At 61.3% G+C, this 13,697-nt stretch carries 15 protein-coding genes; 11 read left to right on the top strand and 4 right to left on the bottom strand.

Features of this window, described 5'->3' with window-relative positions; translation table 11 throughout:
- Positions 1–27: 27 nt before the first annotated feature.
- The 3 genes from BW967_RS12285 to BW967_RS12275 all read right to left on the bottom strand — a co-directional run bounded on the left by BW967_RS12285 (position 28) and on the right by BW967_RS12275 (position 1,133).
- Positions 28–354, bottom strand: coding sequence for a hypothetical protein (locus tag BW967_RS12285; protein ID WP_076485375.1), 327 nt, complete (start codon positions 352–354; stop codon positions 28–30).
- 106 nt (positions 355–460) lie between these two features.
- A complete protein-coding gene (locus BW967_RS12280) occupies positions 461–697 on the bottom strand; it encodes a DUF1127 domain-containing protein (protein ID WP_076485374.1) in 237 nt (78 codons plus the stop codon).
- Between the two features lie 133 nt (positions 698–830).
- Positions 831–1,133, bottom strand: coding sequence for a hypothetical protein (locus tag BW967_RS12275; protein WP_108188633.1), 303 nt, complete (start codon positions 1,131–1,133; stop codon positions 831–833).
- 127 nt (positions 1,134–1,260) lie between these two features.
- On the opposite strand from BW967_RS12275, the gene pyrC reads away from it, so the two are divergent.
- The 11 genes from pyrC to purF all read left to right on the top strand — a co-directional run bounded on the left by pyrC (position 1,261) and on the right by purF (position 12,368).
- A complete protein-coding gene (gene pyrC, locus BW967_RS12270) occupies positions 1,261–2,301 on the top strand; it encodes a dihydroorotase (protein ID WP_076485372.1) in 1,041 nt (346 codons plus the stop codon).
- Between the two features lie 46 nt (positions 2,302–2,347).
- The gene (locus BW967_RS12265) at positions 2,348–3,028 is read left to right on the top strand and encodes an orotate phosphoribosyltransferase (RefSeq protein WP_076485371.1); all 681 of its coding nucleotides are present in this window, start codon (positions 2,348–2,350) and stop codon (positions 3,026–3,028) included.
- 240 nt (positions 3,029–3,268) lie between these two features.
- On the top strand, positions 3,269–4,759 hold the full coding sequence (locus BW967_RS12260; protein ID WP_076485370.1) for a replicative DNA helicase: 1,491 nt from the start codon (positions 3,269–3,271) through the stop codon (positions 4,757–4,759).
- Between the two features lie 86 nt (positions 4,760–4,845).
- Entirely contained in the window at positions 4,846–5,895 is a 1,050-nt protein-coding gene (gene alr / locus BW967_RS12255) for an alanine racemase (RefSeq protein WP_076485369.1), read from the top strand.
- Positions 5,895–6,671: an MlaE family ABC transporter permease gene (locus BW967_RS12250; RefSeq protein ID WP_076485513.1), complete on the top strand. Its 777-nt coding sequence runs from the start codon at positions 5,895–5,897 to the stop codon at positions 6,669–6,671. Before alr ends, BW967_RS12250 begins: the two co-directional genes overlap by 1 nt.
- Positions 6,668–7,411, top strand: a complete 744-nt coding sequence (locus BW967_RS12245) for an ABC transporter ATP-binding protein (RefSeq protein ID WP_076485368.1) — start codon at positions 6,668–6,670, stop codon at positions 7,409–7,411. Before BW967_RS12250 ends, BW967_RS12245 begins: the two co-directional genes overlap by 4 nt.
- A gap of 136 nt (positions 7,412–7,547) precedes the next feature.
- Positions 7,548–8,318, top strand: coding sequence for a DNA repair protein (locus tag BW967_RS12240; protein ID WP_108188634.1), 771 nt, complete (start codon positions 7,548–7,550; stop codon positions 8,316–8,318).
- Positions 8,318–8,743: a paraquat-inducible protein A gene (locus BW967_RS12235; protein ID WP_083952232.1), complete on the top strand. Its 426-nt coding sequence runs from the start codon at positions 8,318–8,320 to the stop codon at positions 8,741–8,743. The genes BW967_RS12240 and BW967_RS12235 overlap by 1 nt, the downstream gene beginning before the upstream one ends.
- Before the next feature lie 45 nt (positions 8,744–8,788).
- Positions 8,789–10,159, top strand: a complete 1,371-nt coding sequence (gene radA / locus BW967_RS12230; RefSeq protein WP_076485366.1) for a DNA repair protein RadA — start codon at positions 8,789–8,791, stop codon at positions 10,157–10,159.
- A gap of 33 nt (positions 10,160–10,192) precedes the next feature.
- Complete coding sequence (locus tag BW967_RS12225; RefSeq protein WP_076485365.1) at positions 10,193–10,771, top strand: CvpA family protein; 579 nt, start codon at positions 10,193–10,195, stop codon at positions 10,769–10,771.
- Between the two features lie 115 nt (positions 10,772–10,886).
- Positions 10,887–12,368 (top strand): amidophosphoribosyltransferase, encoded by a 1,482-nt coding sequence (gene purF, locus BW967_RS12220; protein WP_076485364.1) that lies wholly within the window; start codon positions 10,887–10,889, stop codon positions 12,366–12,368.
- 18 nt (positions 12,369–12,386) lie between these two features.
- Here purF and BW967_RS12215 read toward each other — a convergent pair whose 3' ends face one another.
- A complete protein-coding gene (locus tag BW967_RS12215; protein ID WP_076485363.1) occupies positions 12,387–13,418 on the bottom strand; it encodes a sensor histidine kinase in 1,032 nt (343 codons plus the stop codon).
- Positions 13,419–13,697: the final 279 nt, after the last annotated feature.

Here is a 13,697-nt window from a genome sequence, read left to right as displayed (position 1 = left end):
GGCCGCGCTACGCGACGGCGCGACAGGTCACGCCGGGGCGTTGGAACTTTCTTCGCCCTCGGCCCCTTCTTCGTCATGCGGGCCAAACACATGGGTTTGCACCTGCCGCCGCCCCAAGCCACGCGCGATCTGATCTAAGATCACCTCTTCGGGTGCGAAAAGCGGGACGGGGGTGAAATCCTCAACCACCGCCGCCGTCTCAAGCCCGAGGGCATGGAGCGCTTGGATCAAGGCTTCATCCGCACGGACCAAAAGCCGCGATGTATCTATCTGACAAGGCGCGCGAAACTGGCCTACGCATAGCGCGGCCAGCACCAAATCCCCACGCACCTCTGTCAGTGTCTCGTGCTTCATCCGATCAACCCCGCCTGAAGTCTTTCACTTGCGAGGCAGTATTGAACCGCATGCGGATCGGCGCAACCCTTTGTTGCACCTAGATCCCTTGCACAAATGCGACAAATCAGTAGCAGAATTTATCGCGGAAGACGTGGCTGACAATGTCATCACGGGTCAGCCCGTGCACCGCCAGTTCTTCATCCGACATATCGGACAGCCGCAGCACTTCCTGCATCCGTTCATGCGCTTCGGTCGCCTCCACGAGCCGTGCGCCAAACGACGCCGCAAAACGCCCGATCTGGGCTGCGATGTCTTTGAACAGGTTGAGTTCTTTTTCGATGAATGTCGTTGTGTAAGCCATGGAAACCTCCTTAGGGCAGAGTGTTTCCCCCCTTGAGGTCTATATAAGTCAGACTCGTTGTCCCATGAACCGACAATCCGGCAATGCCGCCCTGCATTTTCTGCAACGCGGCATTAACAAAACGCTTAATTCTCTAGCAGTCGAAGGCGCGTGCGCGAACGAGCGAAACCGGCACACCCGGCGGGGTTTCGTCGAACACGACCGTATCCGCGCCATCGGCCTTGGCGGTTTCCAGCACCTTGTTGCGCGCATAGCGCAGCGCCTCTTCGCCCAGCACCGGGCCATAAAGCCCCGGCTCATTGGTGATGATGGAAACGGCGCGGCAGCTTGCCACCTCGTTTTCTTGCGCGACCCGCACTTCAGGCACACCGCGAAAGCCCGGATCGTTACAGCCCAGAAGGGCAAGACCGGCGATCAACGGAAGGGCTGCTCTCATTTTTTCCTCCTTTTCCCGTTTGCGCGCAAAATTGGCGCAGAAGCGGGGCCGCTGTCCAGCCCATGCGGGCGGTTTCGGCGCAAAGCTGCCACTGGAAATACGCGCCCATCAGGTGTAACCGAAACGCATGACCCAGATCACGCTCCCCCGCCCCGACGATTGGCATTTGCACCTGCGCGACGGTGCGATGCTGCAAGGTATCTTGCCCGAGAGCACGCATCACTTCGCCCGGGCGATTGTGATGCCGAACCTTGTGCCGCCAGTGGTCACCGCCGCCGAGGCCACGGCCTATCGCGACCGTATTCTGGCCGCCCTGCCGGAGGGTGCAGCCTTCACGCCGCTGATGACGCTTTACCTGACCGAGGCGACCGACCCGGCCGATGTGCGCGCCGCGGCGGAAAGCGGGCTGGTGAAAGCGGTGAAGCTTTACCCGGCAGGCGCCACCACCAACTCCAATGCAGGCGTGCGTGACTTTGATAAGGTGCGCGGCGTGCTGGAAATGATGGCCGAGATCGGCTTGCCTTTGTGCGTGCATGGCGAAGTGGTCACGCCCGAGGTCGATATTTTCGACCGTGAGGCGGTCTTTATTGACACCGTGCTCGACCCGATCCGCCGCGCCACGCCGGGGCTGCGGGTGGTGATGGAGCATATCACCACGAAAGACGGGGTGGATTACGCGCGCAGCCAAGATGACACTTTGGGCGCGACGATCACCACGCACCACCTGATCATCAACCGCAACCACATCCTCGTGGGCGGGATCAAACCGCATTACTATTGCCTGCCCGTGGCCAAGCGCGAATTGCACCGTTTGGCGCTGCGCGAGGCGGCGACCTCTGGCGATCCGCGCTTTTTTATCGGCACGGATTCCGCCCCCCATATTGATGATCTGAAAGAAAACGCCTGCGGCTGCGCGGGCTGCTTTACCGCCACGAACACGATGCAGCTTCTTGCGCATGTGTTTGAGGAAGAGGGCAAGCTTCAAAACCTTGAAGCCTTTGCCTCGCGCAATGGCCCCGCGTTTTATCGGATGCCGGTCAATGAAGAGACGCTGACGCTGATCAAGACTGACACACCCGCAGCTTGGCCCGACAAGATTATCACCGGTGCGGGCCCCGTGACTGTTTTCAACCCGGGCTTCCCGGTCTACTGGCATGTAAAGAACTGACCCGACTGCGGCGCGCCCCGCATAGGCACAGAACAGGACGACACAGATGATCCCCTCTTCCTACCCCGCGAAAGAAGAAATCGCCCGGCTCACGGCGCGGATGCTTTTGGAAATCAAGGCGGTGCATTTCAATGCTGACGAGCCCTTCACGCTCGCCTCGGGCCTGCCCTCGCCCACCTATATCGACTGCCGCAAGTTGATCTCTTACCCGCGCATCCGCTCCACGCTCATGGATTTCATGGCCGTGACGGTGCTGCGCGACGCGGGCTTTGAGGCTTTTGACAATATTGCGGGCGGCGAAACGGCGGGCATCCCCTTTGCCGCGATGGTGGCAGAGCGTCTCGCGCTGCCGATGACCTATGTGCGCAAAAAGCCCAAAGGCTATGGCCGCAATGCCCGCATTGAAGGTGCGATGTCTGAGGGCGAGCGGGTGCTTCTCGTCGAAGACCTGACCACCGATGGCGGCTCGAAACTGAGCTTTGTCGATGCGATCCGCGAAACCGGGGCAAGCTGCGCGCATACCGCCGTGATCTTTTACTACGGGATCTTCCCCGAGACAGAGCCGAACCTCGAAAAGCATGGCGTGAAGCTGCATTACCTCTGCACCTGGTGGGATGTGCTGGCCGAGGCGCGCGCCCAAGGCGCGTTTAGCGCCGAGACGCTCAATGAGGTGGAGGCGTTTTTGAAAGCGCCGCGCCCGTGGCAGGAAGCCCGTCAAAAAGGCTGACCCGATTTCTGGGGATAAGTTTCCCCAAGAGTTGTGGAAAAAAATGGGACAACTTGGGGCGACTCGCGCCCCAAGCGAAGTTTCGCCCAAATCTTGTGGGGCGTGCTACGCAAACCCCCATAAATGCGCTAAGCTTAACGTCAAACCACGGGTTCTCTACAGAGTTATCCCCTGCGCGGGCCGCTTGGGCTTTTGATCAGGAATCGTTAAGAACGCCGCTGGTGGGGCCGAGAGGCAGAAATGAACACGATTGCACAGATAACGTCGGAGCAACCGGCGGGCGCTGAAGAAGAGGCCTTGCCGCATAACATCGAAGCCGAGCAGCAATTGCTGGGCGCGATTTTGACGAACAATGACATCTTTGACCGCATCGCCTCTGTGGTGCGGGCGGAGCATTTCTATGAGCCGGTGCACCGCACGATCTACGAAGTGGCCGTGGCGCGGATTCAGAAAAACGCGCTCGCTTCTCCGGTCACGCTCAAAGCCTATCTTGAAGACGATGAGGGGCTGAAGGCGCTTGGCGGGGCCGCTTACCTTGCGCGGCTCGCGGGTGCGGCGATCTCGTCTTATGCCGCGCGCGACTATGCGCAGATGATCCATGACCTCGCGCTGCGGCGCGAACTCATTCGGCTCGGCAAAGACCTTTCTGCTTCCGCGCAAAAGGTGGAGATTGGCCGCGAACCTGAAGAGCTGATCATCGAGACAGAAGGCGCACTTTATAAGCTCGCGGAAACCGGCACAGCAGAGAAGGGCTTTGTGAGCTTTCTCAAAGCAGTCACCGAAGCCGTGCAATCGGCCAATGCCGCTTATCAGCGCGAAGGCGGTCTGGCAGGCGTTTCCACAGGGCTGCGCGACCTTGATAAGAAGCTCGGTGGGCTGCATTCGTCTGACCTTTTGATCTTGGCAGGTCGTCCCTCGATGGGGAAAACCTCGCTTGCCACCAACATCGCCTTCAACATCGCCAAAGCCTATAAACGCGGCATGCGCCATGATGGCACCGAAGGCGCGGTGGAAGGCGGTGCGGTGGGCTTTTTCTCGCTCGAGATGAGTGCGGAACAGCTGGCGGCACGGGTGCTCTCTGAGGCCTCCGAAGTTCCCTCAGAACAGATCCGGCGCGGCGATATGACCGAGGCCGAGTTCCGCCGCTTTGTGGAAGCCGCCAAAGCGCTCGAAACCTGCCCGCTTTACATCGACGATACGCCCGCGCTCCCCATCGCACAGGTGGCGGCACGCTGCCGCCGGCTCAAGCGCACGCATGGGCTTGATGTGGTCTTTGTCGACTATTTGCAGCTTCTGCGCGGCTCAGGCCGAACCGACAACCGGGTGCAGGAAATCGCCGAGATTTCGATGGGGCTGAAAGCGCTTGCGAAAGAGCTCAACATTCCCGTGGTGGCGCTGTCCCAGCTTAGCCGGACGGTGGAAAGCCGCGAAGACAAACGGCCACAACTCTCCGACCTTCGGGAATCGGGCTCGATCGAGCAAGACGCTGACGTGGTGATGTTCGTCTACCGCGATGAATATTACCATGAGCGGATGAAGCCGCCAGAAGATGACCCGAAATTTGCCGAATGGCTGCAAAAGGCCGAGCGCGTGCATGGCAAGGCCGAGGTGATCTTGGGCAAACAGCGTCACGGGCCGATTGGCACCGTGGAAGTGGCCTTTGAAAGCCGTTTCACCCGGTTCTCGGACCTTGCCAAAGCCTGGCAGGGCGACGGCTCAGACGGGTTCTGATCTGACATCGGGGGCGGCACGCCCCCGTTTTCCGTTCACGATTGTTTGCGCTTGACGTTACGCCCCCCGCACAAGAGAAAACCCCCATGGCTACTGCATCGCTCCGTATCGACCTTGACGCCGTGCTCGCCAATTGGCGCGCGCTTGACGCAATGACTTCTGCCGCGACCGAAACTGGCGCCGTGGTGAAGGCCAACAGCTATGGCCTTGGCGCCGCGCAGGTGGCGCGGATGCTGGCGCGCCACGGGGTGCGCAAATTCTTTGTCGCCGCCACGGAGGAAGGTGCCGCCGTGCGCCAAGCCTTGGGCGAAGGGCCTGAGATTTTTGTCTTTTCCGGCCATATGGCGGGCGACACAGAAATGGTGGGCGATCTGGCGCTGACGCCGATGCTCAACTCGGTCGAACAAGTGACCCGGCATCTGGAGGCCCTGCCCGGCGCCCCCTTTGGCGTGCAGCTTGATACCGGGATGAACCGGCTCGGGATGGAGGCCGCCGAATGGCAGGCCGTCGCGCCGATGGTTTTGGGCGCGGGACCGAAGCTGATCATGAGCCATTTGGCCTGCTCAGACGAACCCGCGCATCCGATGAATGCGCAGCAACTTGCCGCCTTCCGCGCGATGACCGACGGGATGGATGTGCCACGCTCGCTTTCCGCCACGGGCGGCATCTTGCTGGGGCCGGATTATCACTTTGACGTCACCCGCCCCGGCATTGGCCTTTATGGCGGGCTGCCCTTCACCGAGGCACAATCGGTCGCCACGCTTTCGCTGCCGGTGGTGCAAATCCGCGATGTGCCTGCGGGCGAAACGGTGGGCTATTCGAACACGTGGACCGCCTCGCGCGACAGCCGCATTGCGACGGTCGCGGCAGGCTATGCCGATGGGCTGACGCGGCGGCTTTCAAGCGTGGCCACGCTCTACCACGGCGCCACCCCCTGCCCGCTTGTGGGCCGGGTTTCGATGGATCTGATCACTGTCGATGTCACCGACCTGACCGAAGTGCCAAGATCGCTCGACATCCTTGGCCCCCATCAGGGGATCGAAGCACTGGCGGAGCTGACCGGCACCATCGGCTATGAAATTCTGACCTCGCTTGGCGCGCGCTATCAGCGCCACTACGCCGGAGGCCAAGCGTGATCGCTTCCGCCCTTGCCACGCTGGGGCGGGGCACTTTGGGCGGGCTTGCGGGCACCGGGCGCGTGGCGCTTTATGCGGGCGCGGTACTGGGCCATCTGCTCCGCCCGCCGTTTTACCGCCGCGAGTTCTTTGTCGCTTTGATGCAAATCGGCTGGCTCTCTTTGCCCGTGGTGGGGCTGACGGCGCTTTTCACCGGGGCAGCGCTGGCTTTGCAAATCTACGCAGGCGGGGCGCGGTTTTCTGCGGAATCCGTGGTGCCCTCCATTGTCGCCATTGGCATGGTACGCGAATTGGGTCCGGTGCTCGGGGGCCTGATGGTCGCCGCACGGGTCGCCAGTTCGATTGCCGCTGAAATTGGCACGATGAAAGTGACCGAGCAGATCGACGCTTTGGTAACGCTTTCCACCAATCCGCTCAAATATTTGGCCGTGCCGCGAGTGCTGGCGGCCACGCTTTCGGTGCCGCTTTTGGTCGCCGTCGGCGATGTGATCGGGGTGATGGGCGGCTGGCTTGTGGGGACAGAGCGGCTTGGCTTCAACTCCGCCACTTACCTGCGCAACACATGGGAATATCTTGAACTGTGGGATGTCGGCTCCGGCATCGTGAAAGGCGCCGCCTTTGGCTTCATCGTGGCACTGATGGGCTGCTACTATGGGATGAATTCAGGGCGCGGCGCGCAGGGCGTGGGGCGGGCCACCAAATCCGCCGTGGTCGCGGCCTCGGTCTTGATCTTGGCCGCCAACTACCTGCTGACAGAGGTGTTTTTCTCCGCATGATCGAGATTGACGGGCTGAAAAAATCCTTTGGGTCCAAGCATGTGCTGCGTGGTGTGAACCTTCATATCGCGCGCGGTGAGAGCTTGGTGGTGATTGGCGGGTCGGGCACCGGCAAATCGGTGCTTTTGAAATGTATCCTTGGCCTTGTGCGCCCCGATACCGGCACGATTGCGGTGAATGGCGCCCCGGTCGCGGAAACGCGCGAGGCGTTTCTGTCTCGCTTTGGGATGCTGTTTCAGGGCGCGGCGCTTTTTGACAGCCTGTCGGTTTGGCAAAACGTGGCGTTTCGTTTGCTGCGCGGCCCCGAGCGGCGCACGAAAGAAGAGGCCCGCAAAACCGCCGTGGAAAAGCTCGCCCGCGTCGGCCTTGGCCCCGAGGTGGCGGATTTGTTCCCGGCCGAACTTTCGGGGGGCATGCAAAAGCGGGTGGGCCTTGCGCGCGCCATTGCCACCGACCCGACGGTGATCTTTTTTGATGAACCGACCACCGGGCTCGACCCGATCATGGCCGGGGTGATCAATGACCTGATCAATTCAGTCGTGCGAGAAATGGGCGCGACCGCGATCACCATCACCCATGATATGTCCTCGGTGCGGGCCATCGCCGATAAGGTGGCGATGCTGCATGATGGCAAAATCCGCTGGCACGGCCCGATTGACGAGATGGACACCACCGACGACCCTTACGTGAGCCAGTTCATCCATGGCCGCGCCGAAGGGCCGATTGCCGCCATTCGGTGAACGCAGCGTTTCCAAACAAGAAACGTTAGATACACCAAAGGCGTTGATCTTCGGGGCCTTTTGGGTCGAAAATACCGTCGGTGGGGCGCATTTCATATATCGCCAATTTCTCCTTGCCTGATTGGGGGGCTGGGCCATGTCCAATTTGACCGCGCGCCGCGAGGCGCAAGCGCGCCTGAACGATATGTTGCAAAACCTGCTCTCTGGGGCGGTATTTGTGTTTGCCTTTGGGGCGTTGCTGCTGTTTGGGGCCTCTGCCACGGGGCTTGCGCCTTGGCTCATGCTCGATCTGCGCTTTGGCGATACGCCTTTGCCAAATGCCGGGATCTGGATCGAGGCCGGGGTGGCCTCGCTTGGCTTTGTGCTGTTGCTGTATCTTCCCGCGCAGCGCCGGGTGATGGCGATTGAACGCAGCCACCGCAATTTCCGCATTGGCACCGAAGATGTGGCGAGCGCCTACCGCGCCATTCACGCTGCCGACCGCAAGGGGGTCTTTGCGCTGTCGGGCGAGTTTGACGCGATGCGGGAGCGGATGGAATGGCTGCGAAAGCACCCCGATTTGGGGCATCTGGAACCCGAGCTATTGGAGCTTGCCGCGCAAATGAGCCTGCAAAGCCGTGATCTGGCGCAGGTCTATTCGGATGAAAAGGTCGCCCGCGCGCGCGACTTTCTACGCGCCCGCCAACACGAGGTGAACACTGCGCGTGACCGCCTCACCATCGCCCGGTCGATCTGCGATGACCTGCGCAGCTGGCTCACCGATGTAGAGGCCGAAGAACGCAAATTGTCAGAGGAATTCAAGCTTTTGGAACGTGATCTGAAAGCGGTCTTGCCGGGCCTTGGCTATGAGTTGGAAGAAGGCCCCACGCCCGACAATGTCGTCGCCCTGCCGAAGACGCAGAAATGATCCTGAAATATGCCAATCTGGCGCTTTTGATCCTGTTTCCGGTGGCGTGGACCGCCCCACTTTTGCGCGCCGGGATCTTGCCATTTTTCGAGTTGGATGAAATTTCGATCCTGTCGGGCCTGTCGATCCTTTGGGGCAAGGATATTTTTCTGGCGCTGCTCGTGACCTTTTTCGCGCTTGTTGCGCCAATGGCAAAGGTGGTGGGGCTTGCGCTGGTGCAGTTTCGCTTGGCCTCGCCCCGGCTTTTGCCCGCCTTACGGTTTTTGGGGCGGCTCGCGATGGCCGATATCTTTCTGGTGGCGCTTTATATTGTGCTGGCCAAAGGCACCGGGATCGGACGGTTGGAAACCGGCTGGGGGCTTTACCTCTTCACCTTCTGCGTGCTGGCCTCTTACACGCTTTCGCATTTGGGCAAGCGGCGCTGAGCCCTCCCCGCTTGCCGGGCGCGCAGCGCTCTGACACAAAGGCGCATGGCCAAAACATCTGCTTCTTTCACCTGCACCGAATGCGGTGCCGCGCATCGCAAATGGTCGGGGCGCTGCGACGCTTGCGGAGCTTGGAACTCGATCATCGAGGAAAAGCCGCTTTCCAATTCCGGCCCCGCCAGCAAAAGCCTTGGCGGCGCGAAGGGCAAGCGCATCGACCTGACAACCCTAGCCACCGAAGAAGCCCCGCCTCCGCGCACGCTTTCTGGCATGGATGAATTTGACCGGGTGCTGGGCGGCGGTCTGGTGCCTGCGTCGGCGATTTTGGTGGGCGGTGATCCGGGCATTGGCAAATCGACTTTGTTGCTGCAAGCCGTGGCCGCTTTCGCCCGTAAGGGGCTCAAATGCCTTTATATCTCGGGCGAGGAAGCCTCGGCCCAAGTGCGGATGCGCGCGGCACGACTGGGGCTGGCTGATGCGCCGGTGCAATTGGGGGCCGAAACGAACCTGCGCGATATTCTGACCACTTTGGAGGCTGAACGGCCCGATCTGGTGGTGATCGATTCGATCCAGACGATGTGGGCCGATATGGTCGAAGCCGCACCGGGGTCTGTTTCCCAAGTGCGGGCTGCGGCGCATGAATTGGTGACCTTTGCCAAATCGCGCGGCGTTTCGGTGGTGATTGTCGGCCATGTGACGAAAGAGGGTCAGATCGCCGGCCCGCGCGTAGTCGAACATATGGTCGATACCGTGCTTTATTTTGAGGGCGAGCGGGGGCACCAGTTCCGCATCCTGCGCGCGGTGAAGAACCGCTTCGGCCCGGCCTCGGAAATTGGCGTTTTTGAGATGACCGGCGGCGGTTTGGCAGAAGTGGCCAACCCCTCTGCCCTGTTCCTCAGTGAGCGCGGCCAGCCTGCCCCGGGCTCTGCGGTCTTTGCAGGGATCGAGGGCACGCGGCCCGTGCTCACCGAAATTCAGGCCCTCGTCGCGCCCTCGTCGCTTGCCTCACCGCGCCGCACGGTGGTGGGGCTCGATTCGGGGCGGGTTTCTACGATCTTGGCGGTGCTCGAAAGCCGCTGCGGCATTCCCTTTGCCGGGCTGGATGTGTTTTTGAACGTGGCGGGCGGGCTCAAAGTGCTGGAACCTGCCGCAGATCTGGCGCTGGCGGCGGCGTTGCTCAGTGCCCGCGAAGACACACCGCTGCCTGCGGATATGGTGATTTTCGGAGAAATCTCACTATCTGCCGCGCTCAGACCGGTGGGTCAGGCCGAAAACAGGTTGAAAGAAGCCCAGAAACTTGGTTTCTCACAGGCGATCCTGCCCGTCGGCACAAAAGTCGAGGGCGGCGCGGGGATGGCAACACGCAAATTGCCCGACCTCGTGACATTCGTTGGGGACATGTTCGGCGCAGGCTAGCGCCAAAAAGCACAAAGCAGGGGCAGCAGGGCCATGGAAGGTTTCACCATCGTCGACGCCATCGTGGCGGTCACCATCATCCTGTCGGCGATCCTCGCCTACAGCCGTGGCTTCGTGCGTGAAGGGCTTGCCATTGTCGGCTGGATTGCCGCCGCCATCGTCGCCTACACTTTCGCCGATGCTGCCCGCCCGCTGATCGCACAGCTTCCGGTGCTGAACAAATTCCTCGCCGATAGCTGCGAATTGGCGACGATTGGTGGTTTTGCGGCGGTTTTTGCGCTCGCCCTCGTGGTCTTCTCGATCCTGACCCCGCTTTTTGCCTCGGCGGTGCAGCGCTCGGCGCTTGGCGGCATTGATCAGGGGCTTGGCTTCCTGTTTGGCGTGCTGCGTGGGGTGATCTTGGTCGGCGCGGCTTTCGTGGTCTATGACCGTCTGGTCAGCAGCGAGGCTATTCCGGTTGTCGACAAATCCCGCTCGGCCACGGTTTTCATGAAACTTTCCGGCCAGATGGACGAAAGCATGCCCGAAGATGCGCCGGGTTGGATCGTCGCACGCTACGAAGATTTGGTCTCGAAATGTGCTGCGCCGACGACAACGCCTGCCTCGAACTGAGACAGCAAACGCGAAAACGTGACGCAGAGATGACGATTTTGGAGCGGGAGGGCTTAACAGCCCTCTCGTTTCGCATTATAGCGCCGCCAAGCCCGCCGGATCTGGAGCCCCTCCCATGACAGCTGCCGAAAAAACCTTCCTGTCGCACCCGTTCGACGACGACAAGCTGAAGGAGGAATGCGGCGTCTTTGGCGCGATCGGCATGGCCGATGCCGCGAACTTCGTGGCGCTTGGCCTGCACGCCCTGCAACACCGTGGCCAAGAAGCCGGGGGCATCGTCGCCCATGACCCGGAAAAAGGCTTCAACTCCGCCCATCGCTTTGGCTATGTGCGCGACAACTTCACCAAGGCCTCCTTGATGGAAAGCCTGCCGGGCCCCTTGGCCATCGGCCATGTGCGCTACTCCACGGCGGGGTCCAAAGCGGCGGTGATCCGCGACATCCAACCCTTCTTTGGCGAGTTTTCGATGGGCGGCTGCGCGATTGCGCATAACGGCAACCTCACCAATGCCGAGTCGCTGCGCCGCGAATTGATCGAACATGGGGCAATCTTCCAATCCGGCTCGGATAGCGAATGCATCATCCACCTGATGGCGCGCTCGTTCCAAAAAACCCATGCCGACCGGATCGCCGATGCGTTGCGCCGCGTTGAAGGCGCGTTCTCGGTCATCGCCATGACCCGCACCAAGCTGATTGGCGTGCGCGACCCGCTGGGCGTGCGCCCGCTGGTTCTGGGCCGGATCGGCGACAATGGCTATGTGCTCTCGTCTGAAACCTGCGCGCTGGACATCATCGGCGCCGAGTTTGTGCGCGAAGTTGCGCCCGGTGAGATGGTGATCATCCAAGATGGCGTGATCGAAAGCACCCGCCCGTTCCATGATGCCAAGCCGCGCTTTTGCATCTTTGAGCATGTCTATTTCTCGCGCCCTGACAGCCAAATCGGCGGCCGCTCGGTCTATGAGACTCGCCACCAGATTGGCGTCGAATTGGCGCGTGAAGCCCCGGTGGAAGCCGACCTTGTCTGCCCCGTGCCCGACAGCGGCACCCCGGCAGCGATTGGCTACAGCCAAGAATCGGGCATTCCCTTCGCGCTTGGCATCACCCGCAACCAGTATATGGGCCGGACCTTCATTGAGCCGACCGAGCACATCCGCAACATGGGCGTGCGTCTCAAGCTCAACGTGAACAAATCGCTCGTGAAGGGCAAACGCGTGATCTTGGTCGATGACTCGGTCGTGCGTGGCACCACCTCGCGCAAGATCAAGGAAATGATCTTGGATGCGGGCGCCGCTGAGGTGCACTTCCGCATCGCCTCCCCGCCGACCGCTTGGCCGTGCTTCTATGGCGTGGACACGCCCGACCGTGAAAAGCTGCTGGCCGCGCGCATGACCGAAGAAGAGATGCGCGATTGGATCGGCGTAACCTCGCTTAAGTTCATCTCGCTTGATGGGCTTTACCGTGCGGCGGGCGAGACCGATGGCCGCAACAATAGCTGCCCGCAATATTGCGATGCCTGCTTCTCCGGCGAATATCCGGTGGCGCCGTCTGACCAGATCGGCAAGGGCTTCACGATGAAAACGGCGAAGGCGGCCAAGTAAGGCCGCCGCATTCCCGCATTACTCGGCTTGCGTGATCGGCTTGATCGGGAAGCGCAGCCGCACTTCGGTGCCGCCACCTTGGCGGGGGCCAAAGGTCAGTTCGCCTTCCAACTGCGCCGCGAATTGCCGCGCGAGCCGTAGCCCCAAGCTTTTCGAAGCGGCAGGATCAAACCCCGGCGGCAAGCCGACACCGTCATCGGCAATCACAATCGTCCCCAAATCGCCCGAAGCGCGCGGCGTGCGCCGGGTGGACAGCGAGACGGTGATCCGCCCCGTCGCCCCGCGCAGCGCATGTTCAAGCGCGTTGGAAACCATCTCCACGACAATCAGCGCGACCGGGGTGGCTTGTTCCGCCGGGACTTGCAGGTCTTGCAGATCATAGTGCAGACGGACTCGGTCGCTCAGGTTCGCTGCGGCGACAATCTCGGGCAGCGCACCTTGCATCAGCGCGCCGATTTCGGTCACCTGACGGCGCGGGTCATGCAATTGGCGCTGCAGCGTCGCGATAACGCCAAGCCGGGCGGCAGCGGTGTTGAGCGCTTTCTTCGCCACCTCGTCGCGGGCTTTACGCTCTTCCATCCGCAGGATCGAACCGATCACTTGCAGGTTATTCGAGACGCGGTGCTGCAGCTCATGGAACATCAGCGTGTTTTGCTTGGCTTGGCGCGCCCAGTCGCCCCGCTCGTCTTCAAGCTTGTGGAGCGCGAGCCGCATCATCTCGATCACCAAAAGCTCGGTCCCGGTGATGAAGACGTAAAAGAGCATCGGCACGATGCCATGCAGCCCAAGCGAAAAGCTCGCCGCTGGACCCACGAAAAAGAACCACGCCGCCATGCCACAAGCGACGGCCATGGCGATCCCCGCTCGCGTCGACAGGAAGAACCCAGTCAGGAAGACGGCCGGGAAGAAGGTCAGGAACGGATAGCCCTGCGGGAGATGCGGGACAATCCAGAACCGCGTGCCAAGGGCCAGCGCAAAGACCGCTGCACTTGCCCCCCATTCCAGCAGGGGGCCATGCGGGCTCACGGTCAAGGATCGCAGCAATCTCATCGGTTTTCGGTCTTTGTAAGGCGGAGTGGACACCCCATCACTAGGCCAAACACCCGTGTTGTAAACCGAATTCTTCGCGATTTCGCACAGTTGAGACAGTCTGCTTTGCACGCTGTGCAACCCTCGCCGAAAGTCGCCCTGCCCCCTTTTGACGCAATGATTGCCCGTTTGGCGCGCTTGGCCTAAGCTGGCCCCGTTATCGAGATTTCTTTTGCGGCACCGCAAAGGTGCCCCTGCCTTTTGAGCCCCAATCACGCCCGGCCCCGCCGGTGCTTTTGA

Source organism: Rhodobacter aestuarii (assembly GCF_900156655.1).
GTDB lineage: Bacteria > Pseudomonadota > Alphaproteobacteria > Rhodobacterales > Rhodobacteraceae > Rhodobacter > Rhodobacter aestuarii.
Note: the sequence above shows the minus strand (reverse complement) of the source record. Positions and strands in the feature narration are given on the sequence as shown.

Bases quoted from the DNA above. Each gene is read 5' to 3' on its own strand.
- BW967_RS12285 (WP_076485375.1), bottom strand. From the start codon at position 354: ATGAAGCACGAGACACTGACAGAGGTGCGTGGGGATTTGGTGCTGGCC.
- BW967_RS12280 (WP_076485374.1), bottom strand. From the start codon at position 697: ATGGCTTACACAACGACATTCATCGAAAAAGAACTCAACCTGTTCAAA.
- BW967_RS12275 (WP_108188633.1), bottom strand. From the start codon at position 1,133: ATGAGAGCAGCCCTTCCGTTGATCGCCGGTCTTGCCCTTCTGGGCTGT.
- pyrC (WP_076485372.1), top strand. From the start codon at position 1,261: ATGACCCAGATCACGCTCCCCCGCCCCGACGATTGGCATTTGCACCTG.
- BW967_RS12265 (WP_076485371.1), top strand. From the start codon at position 2,348: ATGATCCCCTCTTCCTACCCCGCGAAAGAAGAAATCGCCCGGCTCACG.
- BW967_RS12260 (WP_076485370.1), top strand. From the start codon at position 3,269: ATGAACACGATTGCACAGATAACGTCGGAGCAACCGGCGGGCGCTGAA.
- alr (WP_076485369.1), top strand. From the start codon at position 4,846: ATGGCTACTGCATCGCTCCGTATCGACCTTGACGCCGTGCTCGCCAAT.
- BW967_RS12245 (WP_076485368.1), top strand. From the start codon at position 6,668: ATGATCGAGATTGACGGGCTGAAAAAATCCTTTGGGTCCAAGCATGTG.
- BW967_RS12240 (WP_108188634.1), top strand. From the start codon at position 7,548: ATGTCCAATTTGACCGCGCGCCGCGAGGCGCAAGCGCGCCTGAACGAT.
- radA (WP_076485366.1), top strand. From the start codon at position 8,789: ATGGCCAAAACATCTGCTTCTTTCACCTGCACCGAATGCGGTGCCGCG.
- BW967_RS12225 (WP_076485365.1), top strand. From the start codon at position 10,193: ATGGAAGGTTTCACCATCGTCGACGCCATCGTGGCGGTCACCATCATC.
- purF (WP_076485364.1), top strand. From the start codon at position 10,887: ATGACAGCTGCCGAAAAAACCTTCCTGTCGCACCCGTTCGACGACGAC.
- BW967_RS12215 (WP_076485363.1), bottom strand. From the start codon at position 13,418: ATGAGATTGCTGCGATCCTTGACCGTGAGCCCGCATGGCCCCCTGCTG.